Here is a 22,796-nt window from a genome sequence, read left to right as displayed (position 1 = left end):
CGCGGGCGCTCCTATCACTGAGACCGCAAGAGACTTGCGGTCCACGAACTCACCGACCGGCCGGTGACCAGCACCCGGCGCGCGAGCACCACCGACGCGTCCTGCACCGACATGGATGACCCCCTGCCCCGGCTGTGTGGTGTGGCGACAGTCACGATAACTTCATTCTCATCCCCGGCGAATCTTACATTCGAGAAGCGAGAACTCAAGAAATGAGCCGAAGCGTATTACCCTGTCGATCGGCTAAGCGGTCGCTCAGCGTCGCGCCGCACGCACCCTTTGGTGCAGGCTGCACGCGGTTTGCCGGATAACTTGCCAGCAACTTCCGCCGGAGAGTACGATTCTCATAATTGTAAGGCAGATTCTTTGTGAGTGAGATTGGCAGCGTTGCGACATGAAGACAGCGGTGGTCACCGGCGGCGGATCCGGCATCGGTCTGGCCATCGCGCGGCGACTGCGCGCCGACGGTCGTAACGTCGCCGTCATCGACCTCAAGGAAGCCGAGGACGACCTCTCGTTCACCGCGGACGTGACCGATCGGTCGCAGGTGGACGCTGCGCTGTCGGCGATCCGCGACCAGCTGGGACCGGTCGCCATCCTGGTCAACGCAGCCGGCCTGGACGGCTTCAAGCGCTTCAACAAGATCACCTTCGACGAATGGCGCAAGGTCATCGACGTCAACCTCAACGGTGTCTTCCACATGACCCAGGCGGTGCTGCCCGACATGGTGGAGGCGGGGTGGGGGCGGATCGTCAACATCTCGTCGTCCAGCGCCCACTCGGGTCAGCCCTTCATGGCGCACTACGTGTCCGCCAAGTCCGCGGTCAACGGACTCACCAAGTCGTTGGCGCTCGAATACGGGCCGAAGGGCATCACGGTCAACGCCGTGCCGCCCGGCTTCATCGACACCCCGATGCTGCGCAACGCCGAAACCCAGGGGTTCCTGGGTGATGTCGAGGAGAATATCGCCAGGACCCCGGTGCGCCGGATCGGCCAGCCCGAGGATATCGCCGCCGCGTGTGCCTTCCTCACGTCGGACGAAGCCAGCTACATCACGGGTCAGATCCTGGGTGTCAACGGCGGCCGAAACACCTGAACACACAGCCGACAGACATTTCGAAGGAGGACGGGTGAAGGTCTGGGTGGATGCCGAACGCTGCCAGGGACACACGCTGTGCGCGATGATCGCACCGGATTCGTTCGAGCTCAGCGACATCGACGGGAGCTCCTCGGCGGTCAACGAGGTGGTTCCCGAAGACCAGCTCGAGCAAGTGCGGGAGGCCGCGCAGTCCTGCCCCGAGCAAGCCATCATGCTCACCGACTGAACTGGGAGACAGCGCTTTGAGTGTGGACGATGCGATAGACAGCGACAGCGATCGCAAGAAGAACAGCTACCACTTCGATCGGCACTCCGCGGAGTACCGATCGAAGTTCAAGAGCATCACCGAGGAGATGCACGCCAAGTGCCCGATGGCGTGGACGGAGACCTACGGCGGGCACTGGGTCGCGGCCGGCAGCCATGAGGTGTTCGAACTGGCCCGCTGTCCCGCGGTCTCCAACGATCATGACATCCACGGCGAACGTCGTGGCTACAAAGGGATTTCGATCCCGACGGCCAGACGGGTCAGCGTGGTGCGCGGGGGCATCCTGGAGATGGACGACCCCGAGCACCGCACCTACCGGACGGTGCTCAATCCGTATCTGTCACCGGCCGCGGTCAAGCGCTGGGCACCCTTCATCGATGACGTCACCCGCGCGTGCGTCGACGAGAAAATCGAAAGTGGCCACATCGATTTCGTCGACGACCTGGCCAACATCGTGCCCGCCGTACTGACCCTGGCGATGCTGGGCATTCCGCTCAAGAAGTGGAATATGTACAGCGAGCCGGTCCATGCCGCGGTGTACACCCCGGAGCACTCCCCCGACATCGAGCGCGTCACCGAGATGCACCGCAACATGGGCCTGGACATGGTCAACAACATGATCGAAATCCGCGAGAATCCGCGTCCCGGCATCGTGAATGCGTTGCTGCAGATGCGAATCGACGGCGAGCCCGCTCCCGACCTGGAGATACTGGGCAACCTCGGGCTGGTGATCGGCGGCGGATTCGACACCACCACGGCGTTGACCGCCCATTCCCTGGAATGGCTCTCGGAGCATCCCGACGAACGAGAACGCCTGCGGCGCGAGCGCGAGACGCTACTCGACCCCGCCACCGAAGAATTTCTGCGTTACTTCACGCCGGCACCCGGCGACGGCCGAACCTTCTCGGAGGACACCGAACTCGACGGCACTCGATTCAAAGAGGGTGAACGGCTGTGGATCTCATGGGCGATGGCCAACCGCGACCCCGCGGTGTTCCATGACCCGGACGAGGTGGTGCTGGACCGTAAAGGCAACCGGCACTTCAGTTTCGGCATCGGCGTGCACCGCTGCGTCGGATCCAATGTGGCGCGCACGGTGTTCAAGTCGATGCTCAATGCGGTGCTGGACCGGATGCCCGATTACCGGTGCGACCCCGGTGGCGCGGTCCACTACGAGACCATCGGCGTGATTCAGGGGATGCGCAAGCTACCGGCCAGTTTCACGCCCGGGCCGCGACTCGGCGCCGGCCTGGACGAGACGTTGGAGAAGTTGCAACGCATCTGCGAGGAGCAGGAATTGGCGCGTCCGGTGACCGAGCGCAAAGAGGCCGCCGTCATCGACTGAGCGGACCATGCCCGCGGTGTCGCCGAGCGTGCAACGCTGGTCACCCTCGGGGCCGAAGTGGACGGCTACCCGCGAGGTAAACCCAGCACCCGCTGGGCGATGATGTTGCGCTGAATCTCCGACGTACCGCCGGCGATCGTGCCGGAGAAGCTGCGGGCGTACCGCTCGAACCAACTCGCGAAATAGTGGTCGAGATTCATCGGCGCGTACGGCCCGGTCAACGCCGGATGCACCAGACCGTCCCCACCCGCCGCGGCCAACGCGTACTCGGAAATCCGCAATTCCGCTTCGGAGCCAAGAAGTTTCAGTACCGAGATGGCCGACGTGTCGTCCTCGCCGCGCGACGCACGAGCCAGCGCCACCGACCCCAACAGGCGCAGTGCCTGCTTGTCCATGATCGTGGTGGCGTACTGGTCGCGGTCCAATGCGGAGCTGGGCACGAAGTCGGCGAGCATATTGTCCATCCGGTCGGCGAACCCCAGCCACATCATGGTGCGTTCGTGCCCCAGCGAGCCGTTGGCCACCCGCCAGCCGCCGTTGAGCTCACCGACCAGGTTCTCGGCCGGCACCTTGACATCGGTGAAGAAGACCTCGTTGAAATCCAGGTCGTCGGCGGCGCAGACCGACGCGAAGGGCCGACAGACCACGCCCTCGGTGTCGGTGGGGATGACCAATGCGCTGATGCCCTTGTGTTTCGGCGCGTCCGGGTCGGTCCGGACAAACGTCAGCAGGACGTCGGCATCGTGGGCGCCCGACGTCCACACCTTCTGCCCGTTGACCACGAAGTGGTCGCCGTCCCGCACCGCCCGGGTGCGCAACGACGCCAGGTCGGAACCTGCACTGGGCTCACTCATACCCAGTGACGCGGTGAGCTCGGCTCGCAGGATCGGTACCGCCCAGCGCCGCTTCTGCTCGTCGTTACCGAACGAAATCAGCGACGCCGCAACGATATTGACGCCCTGCGGGTTGAGGCTGTGGTAGATCCGGCGGCGGCACAGCTCCTCGAGGTAGACGTACTGCTGCAGCACGGTCGCATTGCGGCCCCCGTACTCGGGCGGCTGGGTCGGCAGTAGCCAGCCGTTGTCGAACAGCAGCCGCTGCCAGCGCCGCGCCCAGGCCGGCATGTGAGACACCGATCGGGGTCGCTCGGTGCATTCCCTGGCGTCCGGCAGATTGTCGTCGAGGAACGCCGAGAATTCCGCCCGGAACTGCTCGACCTCGGTATCAAAAGTCAGCTGCACGGTACTCCTCGGCGATCTGGGCTCGATGCTCCGCGGCACCCCCGAGCATCAGCTCACCGGCCTTGGCCCGTTTGAGCGCAAACTGCACATCGTTCTCCCAAGTGAATCCCATTGCGCCGTGCAGTTGCAGGCCGTGCCGGAACACCAGCGACTGACACTCGCCGGCTGACGCCTTGGCCATCGCGGCGGCCAGCCTGCGGCGCGGGTCGTCCGCGGAAATCGTCAGTGCCGCAAAGTAAGACAGCGACCGGGCCCGCTGAACAGCCACATGCATGTCGGCAGCTTTGTGTTGCACGGCCTGGAATGAGCCGATCGGAACGCCGAATTGGTGCCGGCTGCGCACATGTTCGAGGACCATGTCCAGGATGCGCTGGCAGGCTCCGACCATGGTGATGGCCATGCCCGTCAGCGCGGTGTGTCGCGCTCGCTCGCGGTCGGTGTTGAGTCGGTCGCCGTCGGGCACCCGCACCTCGCGGAACGAGAGGTCGGCGACGTGCAGCACCGGATCGAAGACCGATTCCCGTCGCGCCGACAGCTGGTCGGCGGCTACGAGGAACACTCCGGCTTCGGTCACCACCGCCACCTGGTCGACCCGGTCGCCGTCGAGGACGTGACGAGCGGTGCCGTCGAGCACCCACCCCTCGGCGTCGCGCCGGGCGGTGACTCCGCTGTAGACCGCGGTGCCGGACTGGCCCGGGTCGAACCGGTCGCCGGCCAGCGGCGCGAATTGACTCAGCGTCGCCAGGAACGGGGTGGGGTCGGCGGCGTGGCCGAGCGCTTCGAGCACGATGGCCAGCTCGACGGCGCTGGCCGGGTCGTTGAGTTCGGTCCAGCCGAGTTCGCGGTACAGCTTCCACAACGGTTCGGTGTCGGCGCCGTCTTCGGCCACACTGCGCACCAGTGACGGCGGACATTGCTTGGCCACGACGTCGCGCACCGTGTCCTGCCAAAGCCGCTGATCAGCATCGAACTCCAACAGCATCCGGGCCGCCTCCCGTCTGGATTATCTAGCGAGAATAACATTCTCTTTGATGGAAGTAGTAATCTCAAAATCGGTTACGACTTACGGAAGGGCCCGGATGCTGGACACCGCCGCCGTGCTGCTGGAGATCGAGGCGATCAAGCAGCTCAAGGCCCGATACTGCCGTTATCTGGACACCAAGCGCTGGGACGACTGGCGCACGTTATTCGCCGACGACTTCGTCAGCGACACCTCGCCGTCGGGTGGAAAGCTGATTACCGGAGCCGACGAGTTCGTCTCCTACGTCCGTGCCATGTTGGGCACCAATCCCACCGTGCACCAAGTTCATGCCCCCGAAGTCGAACTGCGGACGGCGACGTCGGCCACCGGCGTGTGGGCCCTGCAGGATGTGGTCCGGCTCCGCCCGAGTGTCAACCTCAACGGTTTCGGTCACTACCACGAAACGTACGAGAAGTCCGATCACGGCTGGCTGATCAAGACCTCGACACTCACCCGGTTGCGTGAGGATGTGTTCAATCCCCTGTTCTCCGTGCGGATCTCGCCCCGACTGCGGGACAGCGCGGCAGCCCTGGCCCGGAGGTTCGAGCGATGAGCAGTCAAACAGTGCTTGTCACAGGCGCTTTCGGCCAGGTCGGTCGACGCTGTTGTGAGATCCTGCTACGCCGTGGTCGCACGGTGATCGCAGTCGATCTGGCCAATGACAATTCGACGGCGATCGCTGCGTCTCTCGGTGCGGCCGGACATCCCGGAACGTTGATCACCGAACACACCGATCTCACCGACGCCGCCGCCGTGGCCGCCGTGCTGGGCCGCCATCAACCTGGCGCGATCGTGCACCTCGCGGCCGTCGTCGCGCCGCCCTCGTACCGGAATCCCGCACTGGCCCGCAAGGTCAACGTGGGCGGCACCCGCAACCTGGTGACCGCCGCACAGGCCCTGGACGACCCACCGCTGTTCGTATTCGCCTCCAGCGCAGCGGTGTACGGCTCCCGCAACCCGAATCGGCAGCCCGAGCGGATCACCGCCGACACCCCGGTCAATCCGATCGACCAGTACGGCGAAGACAAAGTTCTGGCCGAAGCCGTCATCACCGAAAGCGTTCTGCCCTATACGATCCTGCGGCTGGCGGCAATCGTCTCACCGGACGGCGCCGCCAGCTTCGACGGTGACTACCTGGTGTTGGTCCGTTCCACACCCGTCGATAACCGCATGCACGCCACCGATGCTCGCGACGTCGCACTGGCCTTCGCCAATGCCGTGGACCGACGCGAGGCCGTCGACGGCAAGGTACTGCTGATCGCCGGCAACGAAAGCTGCGTCCAGCTGATGAGCGAGCTGCAGGACGACATCATGGCCGCGGTCGGCATCGGCCGGCTGGGCCAATCCACCGGCCTGCCCGGCGATCCGGACGACGATCGTGGTTGGGGCTTCACCGGGTGGTTCGATACCACGGAATCTCAAGGGCTGCTCGAGTTTCAGGAACACGACTGGTCGCAGACCGTGGCCTATGTCGCCGAATCGATGGGTCGGCGCCGAGTGCTGCTGAAATTGATCGGCCCGGTGGTGCGCCCTGCCTTGCGCGTGTTTTTCGCAGTGCTGGACAGGCGTGAGCACCGCGGGCCGTACGCCGACCCATGGACGATGATCGGCGCCAAGTACGGACCCGGCGCACTGGCGGGCGCATCATGACCGGGACCAAGAAACTGGTCATCGGCGCCAGTGGCTTTTTGGGCTCGCATGTCACCCGTCAGCTCGTGCAGGCCGGCGAGGATGTGCGGGTCATGCTGCGGAAAACCAGTTCTACCAAGGGTATCGACGATCTCCCGGTGGAACGCTGCTACGGTGACGTCTTCGACGACGACGCGCTGCGGACGGCCATGGCCGGGTGCGATGTGGTGTATTACTGCGTGGTCGACGCGCGCATGTGGCTGCGTGACACCGCGCCGTTGTTCCGCACCAATGTCGAGGGCCTGCAGCACGTGCTCGACGCCGCCGTGGCCGCCGATCTGCGAAAGTTCGTCTTCACCAGCAGCACCGGGACACTGGCGATCAACGATCACCGCCTGGTCACCGAGGCGGACCCGCACAACTGGACTGACGGTGGCGCGTACATCGAATCCCGGATCGCCGCCGAGGATCTGGTCTTGAAGTACGCCCGCGAGCGCGGATTGCCGGCCGTCGCCATGTGCATCTCGACCACCTACGGACCGCGCGACTGGGCACCCACCCCGCACGGTGGGGCTATCGCCCGGGTGGCCGCCGGACAGCTCCCGTTCTACATGGGCTTCTCACTGGAGGTCGTCGGCATCGAAGATGCCGCTCGCGCAATGCTTCTCGCCGCCGACAAGGGCCGAAACGGGGAGCGCTACATCATCTCCGACCGCTATATCAGCACCAGGGAGCTGCACGCGATCGCGGCCCGCGCGGTGGGTCGGCGCCCACCGCGCATTCCGATACCGATGCCGGTCCTGCGCGTCACCTCCCGCATCAACGACCTGGCCGCCCGGCTGCTGAACCGCGACCTGCCGTTCGCCTACGTCGGTGCCCGGATGGCGGAGCTGATGTCGCCGCTGGACCACAGCAAGGCCGAGCGTGAGTTGGGTTGGCAGCCACAGCCGGTCGAAGACTCGATCGCCGAAGCCGCGCGATGGTTCGTTGCACAGTCAGCAGGTGCGGGCACTTCGCCTCACTGAAGCGCGGACTGCGCGAGTTTTTCCTCGTAGCGTCGCGCCCACTCGGCCCGCGGCCGGATCGCCACGTCCACATCGGCGGCACCGGCACGCAGTGCACCCACCGTGGCCTGAGCCTTCGGCCGGCGGGCGAACGGATCCCAGCCGAAGAACCGGCAGGAGTTCTGCCAGGTGATCTTGTCGATGTCGGCATCGTCGGCACCGGCGGCCTCGAGCTCGGCCAGCACCTGCTCCGGGGCATCGGGCCAAAAGCAGTCCGAATGCGGGTAGTCGCACTCCCAGGCGATGATGTCGATTCCGATCTCGTGGCGCAGCTTCAGCGACGTCTTGTCGGTGACGTAACAGGCCAGCGAGTGCTCGCGGAACACGTCGCTGGGCAGCTTGTCACCGAAATCGCGGCGTAGCCATTTCTGATTGGTGTAATGGCGGTCGCTGCGGTCCAGATAGAAGGGGATCCAACCGATTCCACCTTCGGAGAAGGCGAACTTCAAGTCGGGGTAGTTGCGCATCGCCGGTCCCCACAGCAGGTCCTGGGCGCACATCGCCGAAATCTGGGTGGCCAGGATGATGAGGTTGTCAATCGGTGCGTTGGGCGCCATGCTGATCGCCCCGAAGCCGGTACCGATGTGCAGGCACATCACCACGTTCTCCTCGGACAGCGTCGTGAAGACCGGGCCCCAGTACTGCTCGTCGTGGTAGCTGGGCAGTCCTTCCAGGTGTGGCAATTCCGGCATCGTGACCGCGCGGCAACCCTTGGCGGCCACCCGACGGATTTCGGCGCACATCGCTTCGACATTCCAGGTGGGCAGAATGGCGATCGGAATGAACCGATCCGGATAGGACCCGGCCCACTCGTCGATGTGCCAGTCGTTGTAGGCCGACACCATCACCAGGGTGGCTTCCTCGCGGTGCATGTTGAGGTGGCGTGCCGAGAAGCCGGTGAAGGTCGGAAAGCACATCGAGGCAAGGATTCCGTTGCGATCCATGTCGCGCACCCGCTCGTGCACGTCGTACACGCCCGGCCGCATCTCGGCGAATCCCGCCGGGTCGCGACCCCACTCTTCGGCAGGCCAGGACACCACCGCATTGAGTCCGCTCACGCCCTGCGGCCTGCCCTGGTACATCCACTGATCGACACCCTTGTCGTCGGTGACCACGATCGGCGCCTCCGGCTTGTACTTGGCCGGCACATGGCGCAGGAACATGTCAGGTGGTTCGACGACGTGATCGTCGATGCTCACCAGAATCATGTCGTCGATATTCATGCGGAGGTCTCCTTCATGTAGACCGGTCAGTCCAGTAGTTGGCCGGCCGGACCGTCCCAGTGGTCGAGGTTGACCGCTTCGGACAACGGCCGGCGCCGCACCGGCCCGTGTCTGCCTAGCGGCCAGCCGATGACGATGTGCCCGGCCAGCATCCAGTCATCGGGTACCCCGACGGCGTCGCGCAGCAACCGCTCACCACCGTAAGACGCCCAGCTGGTCATGCAGGCGCCGAGTCCCTGGGCACGGGCGGCCAGCAGAAAGTTCTGCATGGCCGGGAAGATCGAACCACCGAGCAGGAGTTCCGATGCCGTCGGATAGTGGACCTGCGTGAACAGGACGGAGGTGAATTCGCCTGCCCGGTCGTGCAACTCGTAGGTGGCCCGATTGGTGCGAGCCTTCGGGGTGTGGTCGTCGCCGGCCGGCCGGCTCATGCCGTAGACCGGCTCGATCACCCGAAGTGCTTGTGCCGCAGCCTCAGCCACGACTGCACGTAACTCCGGTGAGCGCAGTACGACGAAGCGCCAGCCCTGCGCGTTGGCACCCGAGGGTGCCCACTGGGCGGCTTCCAGACACCGCTTCAACGTGGCATCGTCGACAGGCCGGTCAGTGAACCGGCGGATGGTGCGAGCGGTCGACATCACCGTCCAGATGTCGTCACATGCTCCTGTCACGACGTGCCTTCGCCGGCGTCGCCCGCGGGCTCGTCGAGGAACAGGTCGAGGATCAGGTCTGGGCCGCCACCGTACCGGCGCAGGTCGGATCTGCCCGACGCCCGCAGCACGTCAGCATCGATCAGACACCCACCGGTGTAGGTCCTGGCCGGACGTTGCACGATCTCGACCGCCGCGTCAGCCATGATCGCCGGGTCACGTGACCGGGCGAGTTGCGACTCGCGTCGGGCGAATTGGCCACCGCGGCGGTCGCAATGTAGGTCTCGGGCCACAGGCAGTTGAAAGCTATTCCGTCAGCGGCATATTCGGCGGCCCAGCCCAGCGACAGCAAGGTCATGCCGTACTTGGACAACGTGTAGGACGGGTGCGCACCCAACCAGCGTGGGCTCAGGTTCAGCGGCGGAGCGATGGTGAGCACGTGCGGGTTCGGTGACCGCCGCAGCTGGGGCAGGCCGGCCTTGGTCAACAGGAATGTGCCGCGGATGTTGATGTCCTGCATCAGGTCGAACTTCTTCACCGACAGCAGTTCGGTGGCCTCGGTGGCGATTGCGCTGGCGTTGTTGACGCAGATGTCGATGCCACCGAAGGTCTCGACGGCCGTGTCGACGGCGTGCTGGACATCCGTTTCGCTGCGGACATCTCCCACCACGGCTATCGCCTTACCGCCGACCGCTTCGATCTCCGACGCCGCGGAGTAAACGGTGCCCGGCAACTTGGGGTGCGGTTCGGCCGTCTTGGCCAGCAACGCCACGTTGGCCCCGAGCCGGCCCAGCCCGAGGCCGATGGCCAAGCCGATGCCACGGCTTGCGCCGGAGATGACCGCGGTACGACCCGCCAGCGGGCGGTCGGGTGCGCTCATCGATGCACCCCCTCGCCTTCCTGCGCGGTGAACGCCGCGGCGACGTCCTCGTGCCGGCTCAGCGCATCGCAGTCGTAGTGCTCGCTGTAATACGCCGGAGCCTCGTCGAACAACACTTGAGACGTGGTCACCGCATCATCCTTCGCGCCTTCTCTGTGATCCCCCGCAGGGTGGAACCCGGCGGCTACAGCGTGACAGTTTCGGGCAAATCTGTAAAGTCAGCGGTCGGCCGTTCGGATCTGTGGGATGCGATCCTCGCGTGGCAGTACCGGGCGGTCGGCTATTTTCGCTATGCCGGGACGGTCGCAGCCCGCCCAGGTCACATCAGAACGGATTGACATGAAAAACCCTGTGCCACAGGCGGTGTTGATGGCCGGCTTGGTCGGCCACCTGGGCCGCGGAGTCGGTCGGGTCGCCGCGGATGCGCTCGTCGGCCGCCGCGCCGGCCTACCGCGGGCGGCCGATCAGATCGACGCGGGTGTCCTCTCGTCCGTTATGGGCACCAGCATCGGCACGGTCAGCCTGCTCGACGGTCACGCCGGCACATCGTCGCGGGCGCGACTGGCCCTGACCGGGGACGCCGTCCCGGAATCGGTGTTCGTCAAGCTGACGGCACAGAGCGCCGCGACCCGGTTGATGGGCGAACTGGGCCGCCTCGGGCACACTGAGGTGCGCTTCTACCGCCGGCTCGCCCCGGAGCTCACCGGCGTCCCGCAGTGTTACGGCACCGCGTTCGACCCCTGGACCGGCCGGTACCTGCTGGTGTTGGAGGATCTGCCGGCCGGATCCTGCGAGTTCCCCGACACGCTGAATCCCCTGTCCGTCGATCAGGCGAGCCTGCTCGTCGAACTCCTGGCCACGCTGCACGCGACATTCTGGGGCCGACTGCCGGGTGACGACCGCGGACCGCTGGGATGGCTCTACACGCCGTCGGGAGACGTCACATCCCTGCTGACCGGCCCACTGATGCACACCTCGATCAAGCGGCTCGCCGAGCGCACCAACATTGCGGTGCAGAACGGCCGCTTCATCGCCGACAACTACCGTGCCGTCGCGGCGATCATCGACGCTGCTCCGCACACCGTCATGCACGGCGATGCGCACCCGGGCAATGTGTACTTCCGCGACGGTGCGGCCGGGCTGCTGGACTGGCAGGCGGTGCGTCGCGGCCATCCGTCCCGAGAGTTGGCCTACACGCTGGTCACCAGCCTGACGCTGACGGATCGAATCGCCGCCCAGCGCGAACTGCTCGACGATTACCGCCGCGCTTTGGCTGCTGCGGGTGGGCCCGAGCTGGACCGCGACGACCTCTGGCTGCGCTTCCGCCAGAGCGCGTCGTATGCCTATGTGGCTGCCCTCATCACCGCCGGGATGGGCGGCATGCAGGTCGAGGACATCGCCATGGCGGGACTGCGGCGCGGTGTCACCGCGCTGGACGACCTGGAAACCGTTGCTGCGCTGAAAGATTCGATGTAGCAGCCGGTGCACCGGGCCTGCTTCGGGGGCGGCAAAAGTGGGTATAGTAGAGGTTGCATGTTTCCGGCATGTGAACATGTGCTCACACGGCGAGCGGTAGCGTTCGCCGAACCGACGTCTGCTCACCACGAATCGAGGAAGGAAAAGCACAATGACGACACGACAACGGCGTCGCGTCGCGCTCGCAAGCCTGGTAGCCGCCGCCGCAATGCTGTTTTCACTGGTCCAGCCGGCTCACGCACGCGCATCCGACAACGCGATGCCCGAGAACCTGCCGCCACTTCTGACCCGTTATGGCGCCATCGCCTACGCGCCCGACGGGACCTCCGGCAAGGCACGCCGCCATGTCAGCAAGCTGGGAGCCGAGCAACTCGCGCTGTCGCGCTGCGGTGCCCCCGGGTGTGCCGTGGTCAGCACCTTCACCCACTGCGGTGCGGTCGTGCACGACGGTGCCAGCTACCACGGCGGGTTCGGACATACGCGCCGGGCTGCCGAGTTGCACGCCATGAGCAACCTCGCCGGCGGGTGGCCCGTCGACTGGGCCTGTAACTGACCCAGCCGGTCCAATTCGGCCGTCCGGCAAGCGAATCGAGCAGCCATCGACCGTGGCCCTACACTCCTGACTGACCCTAGTCGCAGAGGAGCCGGGCGTTGGACAGCGAAACATATCAGCGGGGGCGGCAGATCCGCTCGGAGGTACTGGGCAAGGCCTACGTCGATCAGGCAATCGCCGGGGCCGACGAGTTCACCGGGCCGCTGCAGGATCTCGTCACCGAATACTGCTGGGGCGCGGTATGGGGTCGGGACGGCCTGACCCGCAAAACCCGCAGCATGCTCAACCTGGCCATGACGTCGGTGCTCAACCGGCCCCACGAACTTCGCACCCACATCCGGGCCGCACTGACCAACGGCGTCACGCGCGAGGAGATCCGCGAGGTGTTCCTGCAGGTCGCTGTCTACGCCGGGATGCCCGCCGCGGTCGACAGCTTCCGGGCCGCCGCCGAGATCTTCGACGAGCTGGACAACGCGTGAACATCGGCTTTATCGGGTTGGGGCACATGGGTTTCCCCATGGCACGCCGGCTCATCGCAGCGGGTCATCATGTCATCGCCTACGACAAAAGCACGGCGGCCCTGGACCGCGTCACCGCCCTGGGCGCCCACCCGGCGTCGTCACCGCGGGCAGTCGCCGACGGTGCCGAGACCGTGCTGGCCAGCCTGCCGACGCCGGCCGTCTCGCTCGCGGTGGCAACCGAGCCGGACGGCGTGATCGACGGCTCGCGGGTTCGGCGCTACGTCGACCTGTCCACCGTCGGCAGCCGGACCGCCGGGCAGATCCACACACTGCTGGCCCGGCGCGGCATCGTCGCGATGGACAGCCCGGTCAGCGGTGGCGTCGGCGGCGCCGAACGCGGCGCACTGGCCTTGATGGTCGCCGGCCCCCGTGCCGAGTACGACGCCGTCCACGCAATCCTGGAGACGTTCGGCCGTCCCTTTTACGTGGGCGACCGGCCCGGTTCCGGGCAGACCATGAAGCTGGCGAACAACATCCTGGCGGCCAACGTGCTCGTCGCCACGGCTGAGGTCGCGGTGATGGGCGTCAAGGCAGGTCTGGATCCGGCCGTCCTGCTCGAGGTGCTCAACGCCGGCTCGGGGGCCACCAGTGCCAGCCGGGACAAGTTTCCGCGAGCCATCCTGCCCCGCACCTTCGACTACGGCTTCGCCACCGGACTGATGGTCAAGGACGTGCGACTCTACCTCGAGGAGGCCCACGCCCTGGGGGTGCCGACCGAACTCGCCGACACCGTCGGACGACTCTGGGAGGTGGTCGCGCAGCATCAGGGACCCAACTCCGACTTCACCGAGGTGATCAAGCCGTTCGAAGCCCAGGCCGGCGTCACCGTCGGACCTGCCGACGCGAGGTGAACACCGCAGCAGAAGTTACATTCAACGCGGAGAATGTTATTATCCACATCTAAGAACTGCACTTGCAACAAGCTAGAAAAAGATACTGCTACCTGGTCGGATGAGTAACCGAGCTGCTTACCGGCAATCCGTTGAGGGATAGCGAGGCAAAATGTTAGGTTGTCTATCAGATGGCCCGGCCACGACCGCCCAGACCGCCGGAGCCGGAGGGTGGCTGATGTGATCGAACACAACGACGGGGTGCGCACGCCGCTCATCGACGCCAGCGTCCACATCTTCTTCCCCTCGAACACCGACCTGCGCAACTTCTTGCGCGAACCGTTCAAGAGCCGCGGCTTTCCCGACTACGAGAACGACTGGTACGGCGCACCGGGCGGGGAGTATGCGCCCGACACCAAGGGACCGGAGCGGGGTCGCAGCTACCCGGGCTCGGATCCGGAATTCGTCGCCGAGGAGTTGTTCGCCAAGCGCGGAGTGGATGTGGCGATCCTGCATCCGATGGGCCGTGGGATCATGCCGGACCGGCACCTGGGCAGCGCGCTCCACGCCGCGCACAACGAAATGATGGTATCGCGCTGGCTGGACCATGACGAGTACGGCGATCGGTTCCGGGGCACCCTCCGGATCAATCCGGACGACGTCGCCGGCGCGCTGCGCGAGGTCGAGAAGTACCGCGACCACCCTCGGGTGGTGCAGCTCGGTGTGCCGCTGCAGTCTCGCGAGGTCTATGGCAAACCACAGTTCTGGCCGCTGTGGGAGGCCGCCGTCGAAGCCGACCTTCCGGTCGCGGTGCACATCGAGTCCGGCTCGGGCATCGGCTTCGCCCCGACCCCGTCGGGCAACACCCGCACCTACGAGCAGTACGTCAGCTTCATGGCGCTGAACTACCTCTACCACCTGATGAACATGATCGCCGAGGGCGTTTTCGAGCGGTACCCGACGCTCAAATTCGTCTTCGCCGACGGGGCCGCCGACTTCGTCACGCCGTTCATGTGGCGGATGGACACCTTCGGCCGCCCGCACCTGGAGCAGACGCCCTGGGCGCCGCGGATGCCGAGCGACTACCTGCCCGGCCATGTGTTCTTCGTTCAGGGCGCGTTGGACGGACCCGGCGACGTCGAATTCGCCGGTGAATGGTTCGGCTTCACCGGCAAGGACGACATGGTGATGTTCGGCTCCAGCTATCCGCACTGGCAATGCGGCGACATTCGCACACTGCCCCGGGCACTATCCGCCGAACAGCGCGACAAAGTGTGTTGGCGCAACGCGGCACAGCTGTACGGCATAGACATCCCGGCCGGGGTGGGCGCACAGTAGATGCCAGGGAGACCGAGGAGATTCAGATGACCCTGACCCATTCGCAGCAGCGGGTGCCGCCCGCCGAGCGCATAGCCGTCCGATGCGTCGACTCCGATGTCCACCCGGCACCCAAACGGGGTGAGCTGGTCCCCTACATCCCGGAGCCCTGGCGCAGCAAGTACTTCCTGACGCGCAACGTCGGCGAGCAGATCTACTACGACGCCCCGGACTACGCACACAGCTATGCGATGCGCGTGGACTCCTTCCCCACCAACGGCGAGTTCCCCTGCAGCGACCCGGATCTGGCGTTCCGGCAGCTGATCATGGAGGCCGGTTCCGACATCGCGATCCTGGAGCCAGCCGCGTATCCGGCCCGCATTCACGAAGCGCAGCACGCGATGTCGGTGGCGTTGAACGACTGGCAGGCCAACCACTGGCTGGACAGCCACAATAACTGGCACCAGCGGTGGCGCGGCTCCATCTGCGCCGCCATCGAAGACCCGGACGCCTCAGTGCGTGAAATCGAACGCTGGGCCGGGCACCCCTACATGGCCCAGATCCTGATCAAGGCCGAGCCGCGCCCGTCGTGGGGCCATCCGAAATACGACCCGATCTGGGCCGCCGCCACCAAGCACGACATCACGGTGAGCTGTCACCTGTCCCGCAGCCACTACGAGGAGCTGCCGACGCCGCCGGTGGGCTACCCCAGCTACAACCACGACTTCATGGTCACCTATTCGCTGCTGGCCGCCAACCAGGTGATGAGCCTGATCTTCGACGGGGTCTTCGACCGGTTCCCGACCCTGCGGATCGTCTTCGTCGAGCACGCGTTCAGCTGGATCCTGCCCCTGATGTGGCGGATGGACTCCATCTACGAAGCGCGCAAGTCGTGGCTGGACATCAAGCGCAAGCCGTCCGAATACGTCAAGGAACACATCAAATTCACCACTCAGCCGCTGGACTACCCGGAGGACAAGACGGAGCTGACCCGTGCACTGGAGTGGATGGAGTGCGAGAAAATTCTGCTGTTCTCCTCGGACTACCCGCATTGGACGTTCGATGACCCACGCTGGTTGGTCAAGCACCTGCCCAAGGCGGCTCGCGACGCGGTGATGTACAAGAACGGCATCGCGACATACCACCTCCCCGAGACCGTTCCGGTGCTCGAGGGTCAAATCCGGGTGCTCTGAATTGACACCGGACGAAAGGGGGGCGCACACCTTGCCCCCGCCCCGCCTCGCCCAGGGCCGTGAACACGTGGTGGCCACCGTCGACGAGATCCCGCCCGGCACCCACAAACTGGTGCCGATCGGGCGTCACGGCGTGGGTGTCTACAACGTCAACGGCACCTTTTACGCCATTGCGAACTACTGTCCGCACCAAGGTGGTCCGCTGTGCTCGGGGCGGGCGCGGGGACGCACCGTCGTCGACGAGACCGCGCCCGGTGACGCAGTCATGGTGCGGGATCTGGAGTACATCTACTGCCCTTGGCACCAGTGGGGTTTCGAACTCGCGACGGGTACCACCGCGGTCAAACCGGAATGGAGTATCCGCACTTACCCGGTCCGCGTGATCGGCAACGACGTGTTGGTGATGGCGTGACGACGCGGGAGAACCAGGTGTCGACGATCGAGGTCAACGGCGGAAACGTAGTCTACGAAATCCTCGGTGACACCGGCGATCTCATCGCGCTGACCCCGGGGGGGCGGTTCAGCAAGGAGATCGAGGGCCTGCGTCCGCTGGCCGACGCACTGGCCGACGGCGGTTACCGCGTGCTGCTGTGGGACCGACCGAATTGCGGCGCCTCCGATGTGCAGTTCTACGGGCAGAGCGAATCGCACATGCGCGCCGAAACCCTGCACAAGCTGGTGACCGGGCTGGGTTTCGAGCAGTGCATCCTGGCCGGGGGGTCCGGCGGCGCAAGGGATTCCATGCTCACCACCATGCTCTATCCGGAGATGGTGACCAAGCTCGTGGTGTGGAACATCGTCGGCGGCGTGTACGGCACCTTCGTGCTGGGGTCTTTCTACATCGTGCCGAGCATCCTGGCAGTGCGCGGCACCGGCATGGACGGCGTCGTGAGAGTTCAGGAGTGGCGCGACCGGATCGCGGAGAACCCGGCCAACAAACAGCGGTTCCTCGACTTCGACAAAGACGAGTTCCTCAAGATCCAGCTGCGCTGGCTCAATGCTTTCGTCTCCAAGCCGGGGCAGACGATTCCCGGTGTCGAGGACGAAATGTTCGACCGGATCAAGGTCCCCACCCTGATCATCCGCGGTGGCGAGAACGACCTGGATCATCCCAAGCGCACGTCGCTGGAAGTCAGCTGCCTGATCAAGGGATCCAAACTGATCGACCCGCCGTGGCCGGAGGACGCCTGGGAGCGCGCCTCCGAAGACCGTGCGGCAGGCCGGGTTACGCATTTCAACATGTTCGACACCTGGGTGCTGGCTGCGCCGCCCATCCTCGAATTCCTGGGCAGCACATGAGTTCACTCGGTGCGGATGTGGACCTCACAGTTGAGCGACGCCTCGAGTGCGGTGTGGATGCGGCTTTCCGGAACCCGATCGAGGTCTGTTGCGCGCAACGTCACATAGACGATGTCGTAACCCTCGTCGCCGGGCTCACGCAGCACCGTGCCACGCAGCCCGAACCCGGACAGCACCCCGTGCGCATCGTCGTCGGTGCCGCGGCTGACGAAGGTGACCACGCCCGCCACCGGTGTGACACCGAAAGCCCTGTCGCACAAGTTCATAGCGGTTTTTTTGGTCCCTTCGCCATCGTCGCCGGCGATGAGGACCTCGACCTCGCGCCGACTCGGCGGCCGGGCCGCCAGGTCGTTGGCCACCACATCGGCACCGAGTTCACGAGCCAGACCGAGGAGCGTCGCCATGCCCTCAGCTAGCCGCGCCGGCGAGAGCACACCGGTTGGATCGACATTGACGCGCACCACCGCAGTCCGCATGCGGCCAAGCCTATCCGGCCGGGTGGGAGGCTAGCTGATGGAGACTCAGACGACCGCCTCCTTCGTCACCGCCGTCTGGCCCGGTTGCCCGCCGCGTCTGTTGACCGGATCCGGCCCGGAGAACCTGGCGGCCTATCGCGAGCGGGGCGGCTACCGTCCGCTGGGCGACGCCGAGAAGTTGCTGGCCGAGGTCGAAGCCAGCGGTCTGCTGGGCCGCGGTGGCGCGGCCTTCCCCCTGGCGGTGAAGTTGCGCACGGTACGCACCAACGGGGTGATCGCCGGCGGCGCGATAGTGATCGCGAATGGCGAAGAAGGGGAACCGGCTTCGATCAAGGACCGTTGGCTGCTGCGTAACCGGCCGCACCTCGTGCTGGACGGGCTGCGGCTGGCCGCGGCGATCGTCGCGGCCGAGCGTGCCTACGTCTATGTGTCCGACGCCGAGTCAGCGCGCAGCGTCGAGGAGGCGCTCAGCGAATTGGATGCCAGCGCGCCCAGCGTCGAGGTGTGGTCCGTGCCACCGGGTTACGTGGCCGGGGAAGAGACCGCCGCAGTCAACGCCGTCAACGGGGGACCCGTCAAACCGACCGACAAGCCACCGCGCCCATTCGAAGTCGGCGTCGGCGGCCGGCCCACCCTGGTGAGCAATGTCGAGACACTGGCCAATCTGGCCTACCTGCAGGCCCACGGCGCGGCGGAGTTCCGTTCCCAGGGCACAGCTCAGTCTCCGGGCACCTTCCTGGCCACCATCACCGGGGGTGGTCGGCCGGCTGGCCTCTACGAACTTCCACACGGCCTGCCCTTTACCGAACTCCTTGCCGTACACGGGGTTTCACCGGATCAGCTGCGTGGGGTGCTGATGGGTGGTTACTTCGCCGGGCTGTTGAACCACCGCGTGCTGGAGGCCACTCTGGACCATGAGACCATCCGCGGGATCGGCAGTGGACTGGGCTGCGGTGCGATCTCGGTGATCACCGACGAATGTCCGGTCGCAGTCGCGGCCGCGGTGCTTGCGTACTTCGACCGCGAGAACGCCGGCCAATGCGGTTCCTGTTTCAACGGCACGGCGGCGATGGCCGCTGCCGCAGGCGCTCTGCGCGACGGGGTGGCGGCCACCGAGGACCTGGACCGGTTGCGGCGGTGGTCGGTGGTGCTGCGGGCGCGCGGTGCCTGCGGGACGCTGGACGCCGCCTGCAACATCGCGGCCTCCCTCCTCGACCAGTTTCCCGACGACGTCGCCCGTCACCTCGACGGCAGCTGCCCGGACTGCCGGCACGGTGCGTTTCGCGCCGAGCGTCCCTACCTGGTCGAAGGGGTGTGAGGGATGAAGATCCGGTTGGACCGCACCATCTGCGACGGATTCGGTCTGTGCGCCAAGCACGCACCCGAATACTTCTCCCTCGATGACTGGGGATACGCGTGCCTGATCGGCGACGGCACTGTGCCGCAGCAGGACCGGGACGCGGTGATGCGGGCGCTGCTGGACTGCCCGGTGCACGCCATCACCGAAGTCGGGGACCCCCGGCCGAGTACCCCGCACCCGGAGTTGCACGAGGAGGACGACCCCGCCTCGCGCATCAAGACCGAGTCCAACGAAGCCGAGTGGGGATTCATCCGTTGACACGGTGCGCCGGGCAGACCGCCCTGGTGACCGGGACCAGCAGAGGCCTGGGCAAGGCGATCGCACTGCGGTTGGCCGCCGAAGGGGCCACCGTGGCGCTGACTGCGCGGACCCTTGATCCCGACCCCAAATACCAAGGCTCGCTGCGAGAAACCCTCGCCGAGATCACCGCTGCGGGTGGCGCTGCGGTTGCGGTCCCGGCCGATCTGTCCAAAATCGAAGAGCGCGAGCGTTTATTCGGCGAAGTCGTGGACCGTATCGGCGCGCCGGACATCCTGGTGAACAACGCGGCGGTCACCTTCCTGCGGCCACTCGACGAATTCCCGGAGCGGCGGGTGCGACTCATGCTGGAGATGCATGTGCTGGCGCCGCTTCATCTCACGCAGCTGGCGATACCGGCGATGCGGCAACGTCGACGGGGCTGGGTGTTGAACGTGACCTCGGTCGGTGGCGACCTGCCGCCCGGCCCACCCTTCGACGCGTTCGACAGCGGAGCGGGCTTCGGGATCTACGGCACCGTCAAGGCCGCGCTCAACCGGCTCACGAAAAGCCTTGCCGCAGAATTGTACGACGACGGTATCGCAGTCAACGCCGCTGCGCCGTCCCGGCCGGTGGCCACCCCCGGTGCGGGCATCCTGGACCTGGCCAAGGCCGACACCGAGGACATTGGCCTGATCACCCAGACCGCGCTCGAACTGTGCACAGGCGACCCCGCGTCGATGACCGGCCGCATCGCGCACACCCAGACCTTCCTCCGCGAAATCGGGTGGCTGAGCTGACCGATCCGCTCGATACGGTGCGCAGTCGACTGCCCGACGTCGAGGGGCTGCGCCCGTTGTCGGGGGGCGCCTCCAGCCTGACCTACGTCGGGCAGACGGCGGATCGCCCGGTGGTGGTCAAGGTCGCCCCCGCCGGTCTGGCACCCACCCGACATCGCGACGTGCTTCGTCAGGCGCGCGTCATCAAAGCGCTGCACTCCACCCCGCTTCCCGTCCCCGACGTATTGTTCGAGGATCCGGGTGACCCACCGCTGGTGCCGCCGCTGTTTGTGATGTCGTGGGTCGACGGCAGTTCCGTCGAGCCGTTGTACGACGTGGGGGCTGCAGTCGACAGCGCTGTGCCACAACGCTATCGGAGTGCTGCCGAAATGCTGGCGCAGCTGCACCGGGTTGACCACTCTGCCGTCGGATTGGGCGACGAGCCGGTCAGCAGCGCCGGCGCCGAAGTCGAACGCTGGTGTCGCGCCCTGCAGACGGTGGAACCCGCACTGGCGCCGGGATGGCGCGATGTCGCCGACGCGCTGGCAGAATCGGTGCCCGCGCCGCTGGGTCCCGCGTTGGTGCACGGCGACTTTCGGCTCGGCAACCTGCTCGCCGTCGGCGCGGACATCACCGCCGTGATCGACTGGGAGATCTGGTCGGTGGGCGATCCACGCGTCGATGTCGGGTGGTTCCTGATCAACAGCGACCCGCGGACCTATCGGCGTGCCACCCGCTACCTGGGCATGACACCGAATCCGACGGAACTGGCCTCCACCTACCGAACGGCACTGGGAGTTCCGGTGCCCGGCCTCGACTGGTTCCAGGCGCTGGCCTGTTTCAAGTCCGTGGCGACCTGGTCGTTGATCGTCAAACACAACCGGCGACGACCAGTGCCTGCCGCCGACGTAGCGGCAATGGCAAAGCTGCTGCCGCACTTGTTGATTCGCGCTGGGGAGCTACTGGGTTAGGGCGATACCCGCCAACTGGGTGGCGAATTTCCGCTCGGCGGCCGCGCGCAGCCGCAGCAGGTGCTCGGACGGGAACAGGTCCGGGGCGGGCTGGTAGTCCTTGAGTAGCAGACGGGCCAACACCGTCTTGTGCACCTCGGTCGGTCCGTCGGCCAGGCCGAGTACGAACGACTCCACCAGGTGTTGCACGAAGGGCATCTCGTGCGTCGTACCGAGCGAGCCGTGCACCTGCAGCGCGCGGGCCGACACGTCGTGCAGGACCTTCTGCATCATCGCCTTGACCGCCGAGATATCGGCCCGGACAGCCTTGTAGTCGTTGTGCTGGTCGATCTTCCACGCCGTCTGCAGGGTGAGTAGCCGGAACGCCTCGATCTCCATCCACGAGTCGGCGATCATCTCCTGCACCAACTGCTTGTTGCCCAGCATGTCCCCTTGTGTGTAGCGGGAAACCGCACGCTCACAGAGCATGTCGAAGATGCGGCGCACCAGACCGACCGTGCGCATCGCGTGGTGGATGCGTCCACCGCCCAGCCTGGTTTGGGCGACCACGAAGGCGCCGCCCCGCGGACCGAGCATGTGGTCGGCAGGAACCCGCACGTTGTCGTAGCGCACATAGCCTTCCCGGCCACCGCCGAGGGGCTGATAGCCCAGACCCACGTCGCGCAGGACGTTGATCCCCGGCGTCTCGGCCGGTACCACGAACATCGAGTGCTGTTGGTAGGGAGCGGCTTCGGGGTCCGTCACGGCCATCACGATCAGGAACGACGCCATCGATGCGAAGGACGAGAACCATTTCTCCCCGTTGATGATCCAGCTGTCGCCGTCCTGGACGGCCGAGGTGGTAAAGACCTTCGGGTCCGCGCCGCCCTGCGGTTCGGTCATGGAGAAGCAGGACACGATCCGGTTGTCCAGCAACGGCTCGAGATAGCGCTTCTTCAGCTCGGGTGTGCCGTAGTGGGCCAGGATCTCGCTGTTGCCCGAATCGGGTGCCTGGGAACCGAATACGATCGGCGCGCATTCGGAGCGGCCGAGGATCTCGTTGAGCAGGGCCAGTTTCAGCTGTCCGTAGCCCGGTCCGCCCAGATGCGGCCCGAGGTGGGTGGCCCACAGCCCGCGTTCCTTGACGATGCGCTGCAGCGGCGGAATCAGCGCCTGACGCACCGGGTCGTTGAGGTCGTGCGACTCCTTGACCAACAGATCGACCGGCTCACACTCCGAGCGGACGAAATGCGCCACCCAGTCGAGTTGCTCCGCCCACTGCGGATCAGTCGAGAAGTCCCACGCCATTTGCCGATTCCTCTCCCTCGACGTTGAGTCTGCGCTCAGGGCGCAATATCGGCGGCAAAATTCGCGCCGCGGCTGCAGAG

25 protein-coding genes and 1 pseudogene are annotated in these 22,796 nt (G+C 65.9%); 18 read left to right on the top strand and 8 right to left on the bottom strand.

Annotation, left to right across the window (positions count from 1 at the left end):
* Positions 1 to 394: 394 nt before the first annotated feature.
* From ACZYZ9_RS16135 to ACZYZ9_RS16125, 3 genes are read left to right on the top strand one after another with little or no spacing between them, the layout of a single operon-like run.
* Positions 395 to 1,096: an SDR family NAD(P)-dependent oxidoreductase gene (locus ACZYZ9_RS16135; protein WP_463827272.1), complete on the top strand. Its 702-nt coding sequence runs from the start codon at positions 395 to 397 to the stop codon at positions 1,094 to 1,096.
* A gap of 34 nt (positions 1,097 to 1,130) precedes the next feature.
* Entirely contained in the window at positions 1,131 to 1,325 is a 195-nt protein-coding gene (locus tag ACZYZ9_RS16130) for a ferredoxin (protein ID WP_463827271.1), read from the top strand.
* A 16-nt stretch (positions 1,326 to 1,341) separates the two neighbouring features.
* Positions 1,342 to 2,709 (top strand): cytochrome P450, encoded by a 1,368-nt coding sequence (locus tag ACZYZ9_RS16125; protein WP_463827270.1) that lies wholly within the window; start codon positions 1,342 to 1,344, stop codon positions 2,707 to 2,709.
* A gap of 65 nt (positions 2,710 to 2,774) precedes the next feature.
* Here the strand turns inward: ACZYZ9_RS16125 and ACZYZ9_RS16120 are convergent, their stop codons facing one another.
* Entirely contained in the window at positions 2,775 to 3,950 is a 1,176-nt protein-coding gene (locus ACZYZ9_RS16120; RefSeq protein WP_463827269.1) for an acyl-CoA dehydrogenase family protein, read from the bottom strand.
* Entirely contained in the window at positions 3,934 to 4,932 is a 999-nt protein-coding gene (locus tag ACZYZ9_RS16115; RefSeq protein WP_463827268.1) for an acyl-CoA dehydrogenase family protein, read from the bottom strand. The genes ACZYZ9_RS16120 and ACZYZ9_RS16115 overlap by 17 nt, the downstream gene beginning before the upstream one ends.
* 97 nt (positions 4,933 to 5,029) lie before the next feature.
* Between ACZYZ9_RS16115 and ACZYZ9_RS16110 the strand changes: the two genes are divergently transcribed.
* The 3 genes from ACZYZ9_RS16110 to ACZYZ9_RS16100 are packed head-to-tail and all read left to right on the top strand — an operon-like array spanning position 5,030 to position 7,625.
* Positions 5,030 to 5,524 carry a nuclear transport factor 2 family protein gene (locus ACZYZ9_RS16110; RefSeq protein WP_463827267.1) on the top strand — a complete coding sequence of 165 codons (495 nt, stop codon included), beginning with the start codon at positions 5,030 to 5,032 and terminating at the stop codon, positions 5,522 to 5,524.
* The gene (locus tag ACZYZ9_RS16105) at positions 5,521 to 6,621 is read left to right on the top strand and encodes an NAD-dependent epimerase/dehydratase family protein (RefSeq protein WP_463827266.1); all 1,101 of its coding nucleotides are present in this window, start codon (positions 5,521 to 5,523) and stop codon (positions 6,619 to 6,621) included. Before ACZYZ9_RS16110 ends, ACZYZ9_RS16105 begins: the two co-directional genes overlap by 4 nt.
* Positions 6,618 to 7,625, top strand: a complete 1,008-nt coding sequence (locus ACZYZ9_RS16100; RefSeq protein WP_463827265.1) for an NAD-dependent epimerase/dehydratase family protein — start codon at positions 6,618 to 6,620, stop codon at positions 7,623 to 7,625. The genes ACZYZ9_RS16105 and ACZYZ9_RS16100 overlap by 4 nt, the downstream gene beginning before the upstream one ends.
* On the opposite strand, the gene ACZYZ9_RS16095 is transcribed toward ACZYZ9_RS16100, so the two are convergent.
* From ACZYZ9_RS16095 to ACZYZ9_RS16080, 4 genes and pseudogenes are all read right to left on the bottom strand, one after another.
* Positions 7,619 to 8,887: an amidohydrolase family protein gene (locus tag ACZYZ9_RS16095; protein WP_463827264.1), complete on the bottom strand. Its 1,269-nt coding sequence runs from the start codon at positions 8,885 to 8,887 to the stop codon at positions 7,619 to 7,621. The genes ACZYZ9_RS16100 and ACZYZ9_RS16095 overlap by 7 nt on opposite strands.
* A 26-nt stretch (positions 8,888 to 8,913) precedes the next feature.
* Positions 8,914 to 9,525, bottom strand: a complete 612-nt coding sequence (locus tag ACZYZ9_RS16090; RefSeq protein ID WP_463827500.1) for a nitroreductase family protein — start codon at positions 9,523 to 9,525, stop codon at positions 8,914 to 8,916.
* A gap of 29 nt (positions 9,526 to 9,554) precedes the next feature.
* Positions 9,555 to 10,417: pseudogene (locus tag ACZYZ9_RS16085) on the bottom strand (SDR family oxidoreductase).
* Positions 10,414 to 10,548, bottom strand: coding sequence for a hypothetical protein (locus ACZYZ9_RS16080; protein WP_463827263.1), 135 nt, complete (start codon positions 10,546 to 10,548; stop codon positions 10,414 to 10,416). The pseudogene ACZYZ9_RS16085 and the gene ACZYZ9_RS16080 overlap by 4 nt, the downstream one beginning before the upstream one ends.
* Positions 10,549 to 10,756: 208 nt before the next feature.
* Between ACZYZ9_RS16080 and ACZYZ9_RS16075 the strand changes: the two genes are divergently transcribed.
* The 8 genes from ACZYZ9_RS16075 to ACZYZ9_RS16040 all read left to right on the top strand — a co-directional run bounded on the left by ACZYZ9_RS16075 (position 10,757) and on the right by ACZYZ9_RS16040 (position 17,606).
* Complete coding sequence (locus ACZYZ9_RS16075) at positions 10,757 to 11,893, top strand: phosphotransferase (RefSeq protein ID WP_463827262.1); 1,137 nt, start codon at positions 10,757 to 10,759, stop codon at positions 11,891 to 11,893.
* Between the two features lie 151 nt (positions 11,894 to 12,044).
* Entirely contained in the window at positions 12,045 to 12,446 is a 402-nt protein-coding gene (locus ACZYZ9_RS16070; protein ID WP_463827261.1) for a DUF4189 domain-containing protein, read from the top strand.
* 98 nt (positions 12,447 to 12,544) lie between these two features.
* On the top strand, positions 12,545 to 12,925 hold the full coding sequence (locus ACZYZ9_RS16065; protein WP_463827260.1) for a carboxymuconolactone decarboxylase family protein: 381 nt from the start codon (positions 12,545 to 12,547) through the stop codon (positions 12,923 to 12,925).
* On the top strand, positions 12,922 to 13,818 hold the full coding sequence (locus ACZYZ9_RS16060) for an NAD(P)-dependent oxidoreductase (RefSeq protein ID WP_463827259.1): 897 nt from the start codon (positions 12,922 to 12,924) through the stop codon (positions 13,816 to 13,818). The genes ACZYZ9_RS16065 and ACZYZ9_RS16060 overlap by 4 nt, the downstream gene beginning before the upstream one ends.
* A 219-nt stretch (positions 13,819 to 14,037) precedes the next feature.
* Positions 14,038 to 15,135 (top strand): amidohydrolase family protein, encoded by a 1,098-nt coding sequence (locus tag ACZYZ9_RS16055; protein WP_463827499.1) that lies wholly within the window; start codon positions 14,038 to 14,040, stop codon positions 15,133 to 15,135.
* Between the two features lie 26 nt (positions 15,136 to 15,161).
* Positions 15,162 to 16,307 (top strand): amidohydrolase family protein, encoded by a 1,146-nt coding sequence (locus ACZYZ9_RS16050; RefSeq protein ID WP_463827258.1) that lies wholly within the window; start codon positions 15,162 to 15,164, stop codon positions 16,305 to 16,307.
* A gap of 1 nt (position 16,308) precedes the next feature.
* Positions 16,309 to 16,719 (top strand): Rieske (2Fe-2S) protein, encoded by a 411-nt coding sequence (locus ACZYZ9_RS16045; protein ID WP_463827257.1) that lies wholly within the window; start codon positions 16,309 to 16,311, stop codon positions 16,717 to 16,719.
* A gap of 17 nt (positions 16,720 to 16,736) precedes the next feature.
* Positions 16,737 to 17,606 carry an alpha/beta fold hydrolase gene (locus ACZYZ9_RS16040; RefSeq protein WP_463827498.1) on the top strand — a complete coding sequence of 290 codons (870 nt, stop codon included), beginning with the start codon at positions 16,737 to 16,739 and terminating at the stop codon, positions 17,604 to 17,606.
* A 2-nt stretch (positions 17,607 to 17,608) separates the two neighbouring features.
* Here the strand turns inward: ACZYZ9_RS16040 and ACZYZ9_RS16035 are convergent, their stop codons facing one another.
* Entirely contained in the window at positions 17,609 to 18,082 is a 474-nt protein-coding gene (locus ACZYZ9_RS16035; RefSeq protein ID WP_463827256.1) for a hypothetical protein, read from the bottom strand.
* A 37-nt stretch (positions 18,083 to 18,119) separates the two neighbouring features.
* On the opposite strand from ACZYZ9_RS16035, the gene ACZYZ9_RS16030 reads away from it, so the two are divergent.
* Genes ACZYZ9_RS16030 through ACZYZ9_RS16015 form a run of 4 tightly spaced genes read left to right on the top strand, consistent with a single transcriptional unit; the run spans position 18,120 to position 21,429 of the window.
* Positions 18,120 to 19,400: an NADH-ubiquinone oxidoreductase-F iron-sulfur binding region domain-containing protein gene (locus tag ACZYZ9_RS16030; RefSeq protein WP_463827255.1), complete on the top strand. Its 1,281-nt coding sequence runs from the start codon at positions 18,120 to 18,122 to the stop codon at positions 19,398 to 19,400.
* Positions 19,401 to 19,403: 3 nt separating this feature from the next.
* Complete coding sequence (locus ACZYZ9_RS16025; RefSeq protein WP_463827254.1) at positions 19,404 to 19,700, top strand: ferredoxin; 297 nt, start codon at positions 19,404 to 19,406, stop codon at positions 19,698 to 19,700.
* A complete protein-coding gene (locus tag ACZYZ9_RS16020) occupies positions 19,697 to 20,479 on the top strand; it encodes an SDR family NAD(P)-dependent oxidoreductase (protein ID WP_463827253.1) in 783 nt (260 codons plus the stop codon). The genes ACZYZ9_RS16025 and ACZYZ9_RS16020 overlap by 4 nt, the downstream gene beginning before the upstream one ends.
* A complete protein-coding gene (locus tag ACZYZ9_RS16015) occupies positions 20,467 to 21,429 on the top strand; it encodes a phosphotransferase family protein (protein ID WP_463827252.1) in 963 nt (320 codons plus the stop codon). The genes ACZYZ9_RS16020 and ACZYZ9_RS16015 overlap by 13 nt, the downstream gene beginning before the upstream one ends.
* Here the strand turns inward: ACZYZ9_RS16015 and ACZYZ9_RS16010 are convergent.
* On the bottom strand, positions 21,418 to 22,716 hold the full coding sequence (locus tag ACZYZ9_RS16010) for an acyl-CoA dehydrogenase family protein (protein WP_463827251.1): 1,299 nt from the start codon (positions 22,714 to 22,716) through the stop codon (positions 21,418 to 21,420). The genes ACZYZ9_RS16015 and ACZYZ9_RS16010 overlap by 12 nt on opposite strands.
* Positions 22,717 to 22,796: the final 80 nt, after the last annotated feature.

Source organism: Mycobacterium sp. IDUB_28, from assembly GCF_055419285.1.
This window is presented reverse-complemented; position numbering and strand designations above follow the sequence as displayed.

Bases quoted from the DNA above. Each gene is read 5' to 3' on its own strand.
- ACZYZ9_RS16010 (WP_463827251.1), bottom strand. From the start codon at position 22,716: ATGGCGTGGGACTTCTCGACTGATCCGCAGTGGGCGGAGCAACTCGAC.
- ACZYZ9_RS16100 (WP_463827265.1), top strand. From the start codon at position 6,618: ATGACCGGGACCAAGAAACTGGTCATCGGCGCCAGTGGCTTTTTGGGC.
- ACZYZ9_RS16075 (WP_463827262.1), top strand. From the start codon at position 10,757: ATGAAAAACCCTGTGCCACAGGCGGTGTTGATGGCCGGCTTGGTCGGC.
- ACZYZ9_RS16105 (WP_463827266.1), top strand. From the start codon at position 5,521: ATGAGCAGTCAAACAGTGCTTGTCACAGGCGCTTTCGGCCAGGTCGGT.
- ACZYZ9_RS16030 (WP_463827255.1), top strand. From the start codon at position 18,120: ATGGAGACTCAGACGACCGCCTCCTTCGTCACCGCCGTCTGGCCCGGT.
- ACZYZ9_RS16025 (WP_463827254.1), top strand. From the start codon at position 19,404: ATGAAGATCCGGTTGGACCGCACCATCTGCGACGGATTCGGTCTGTGC.
- ACZYZ9_RS16095 (WP_463827264.1), bottom strand. From the start codon at position 8,887: ATGAATATCGACGACATGATTCTGGTGAGCATCGACGATCACGTCGTC.
- ACZYZ9_RS16090 (WP_463827500.1), bottom strand. From the start codon at position 9,525: ATGTCGACCGCTCGCACCATCCGCCGGTTCACTGACCGGCCTGTCGAC.
- ACZYZ9_RS16035 (WP_463827256.1), bottom strand. From the start codon at position 18,082: ATGCGGACTGCGGTGGTGCGCGTCAATGTCGATCCAACCGGTGTGCTC.
- ACZYZ9_RS16135 (WP_463827272.1), top strand. From the start codon at position 395: ATGAAGACAGCGGTGGTCACCGGCGGCGGATCCGGCATCGGTCTGGCC.
- ACZYZ9_RS16110 (WP_463827267.1), top strand. From the start codon at position 5,030: ATGCTGGACACCGCCGCCGTGCTGCTGGAGATCGAGGCGATCAAGCAG.
- ACZYZ9_RS16050 (WP_463827258.1), top strand. From the start codon at position 15,162: ATGACCCTGACCCATTCGCAGCAGCGGGTGCCGCCCGCCGAGCGCATA.
- ACZYZ9_RS16070 (WP_463827261.1), top strand. From the start codon at position 12,045: ATGACGACACGACAACGGCGTCGCGTCGCGCTCGCAAGCCTGGTAGCC.
- ACZYZ9_RS16115 (WP_463827268.1), bottom strand. From the start codon at position 4,932: ATGCTGTTGGAGTTCGATGCTGATCAGCGGCTTTGGCAGGACACGGTG.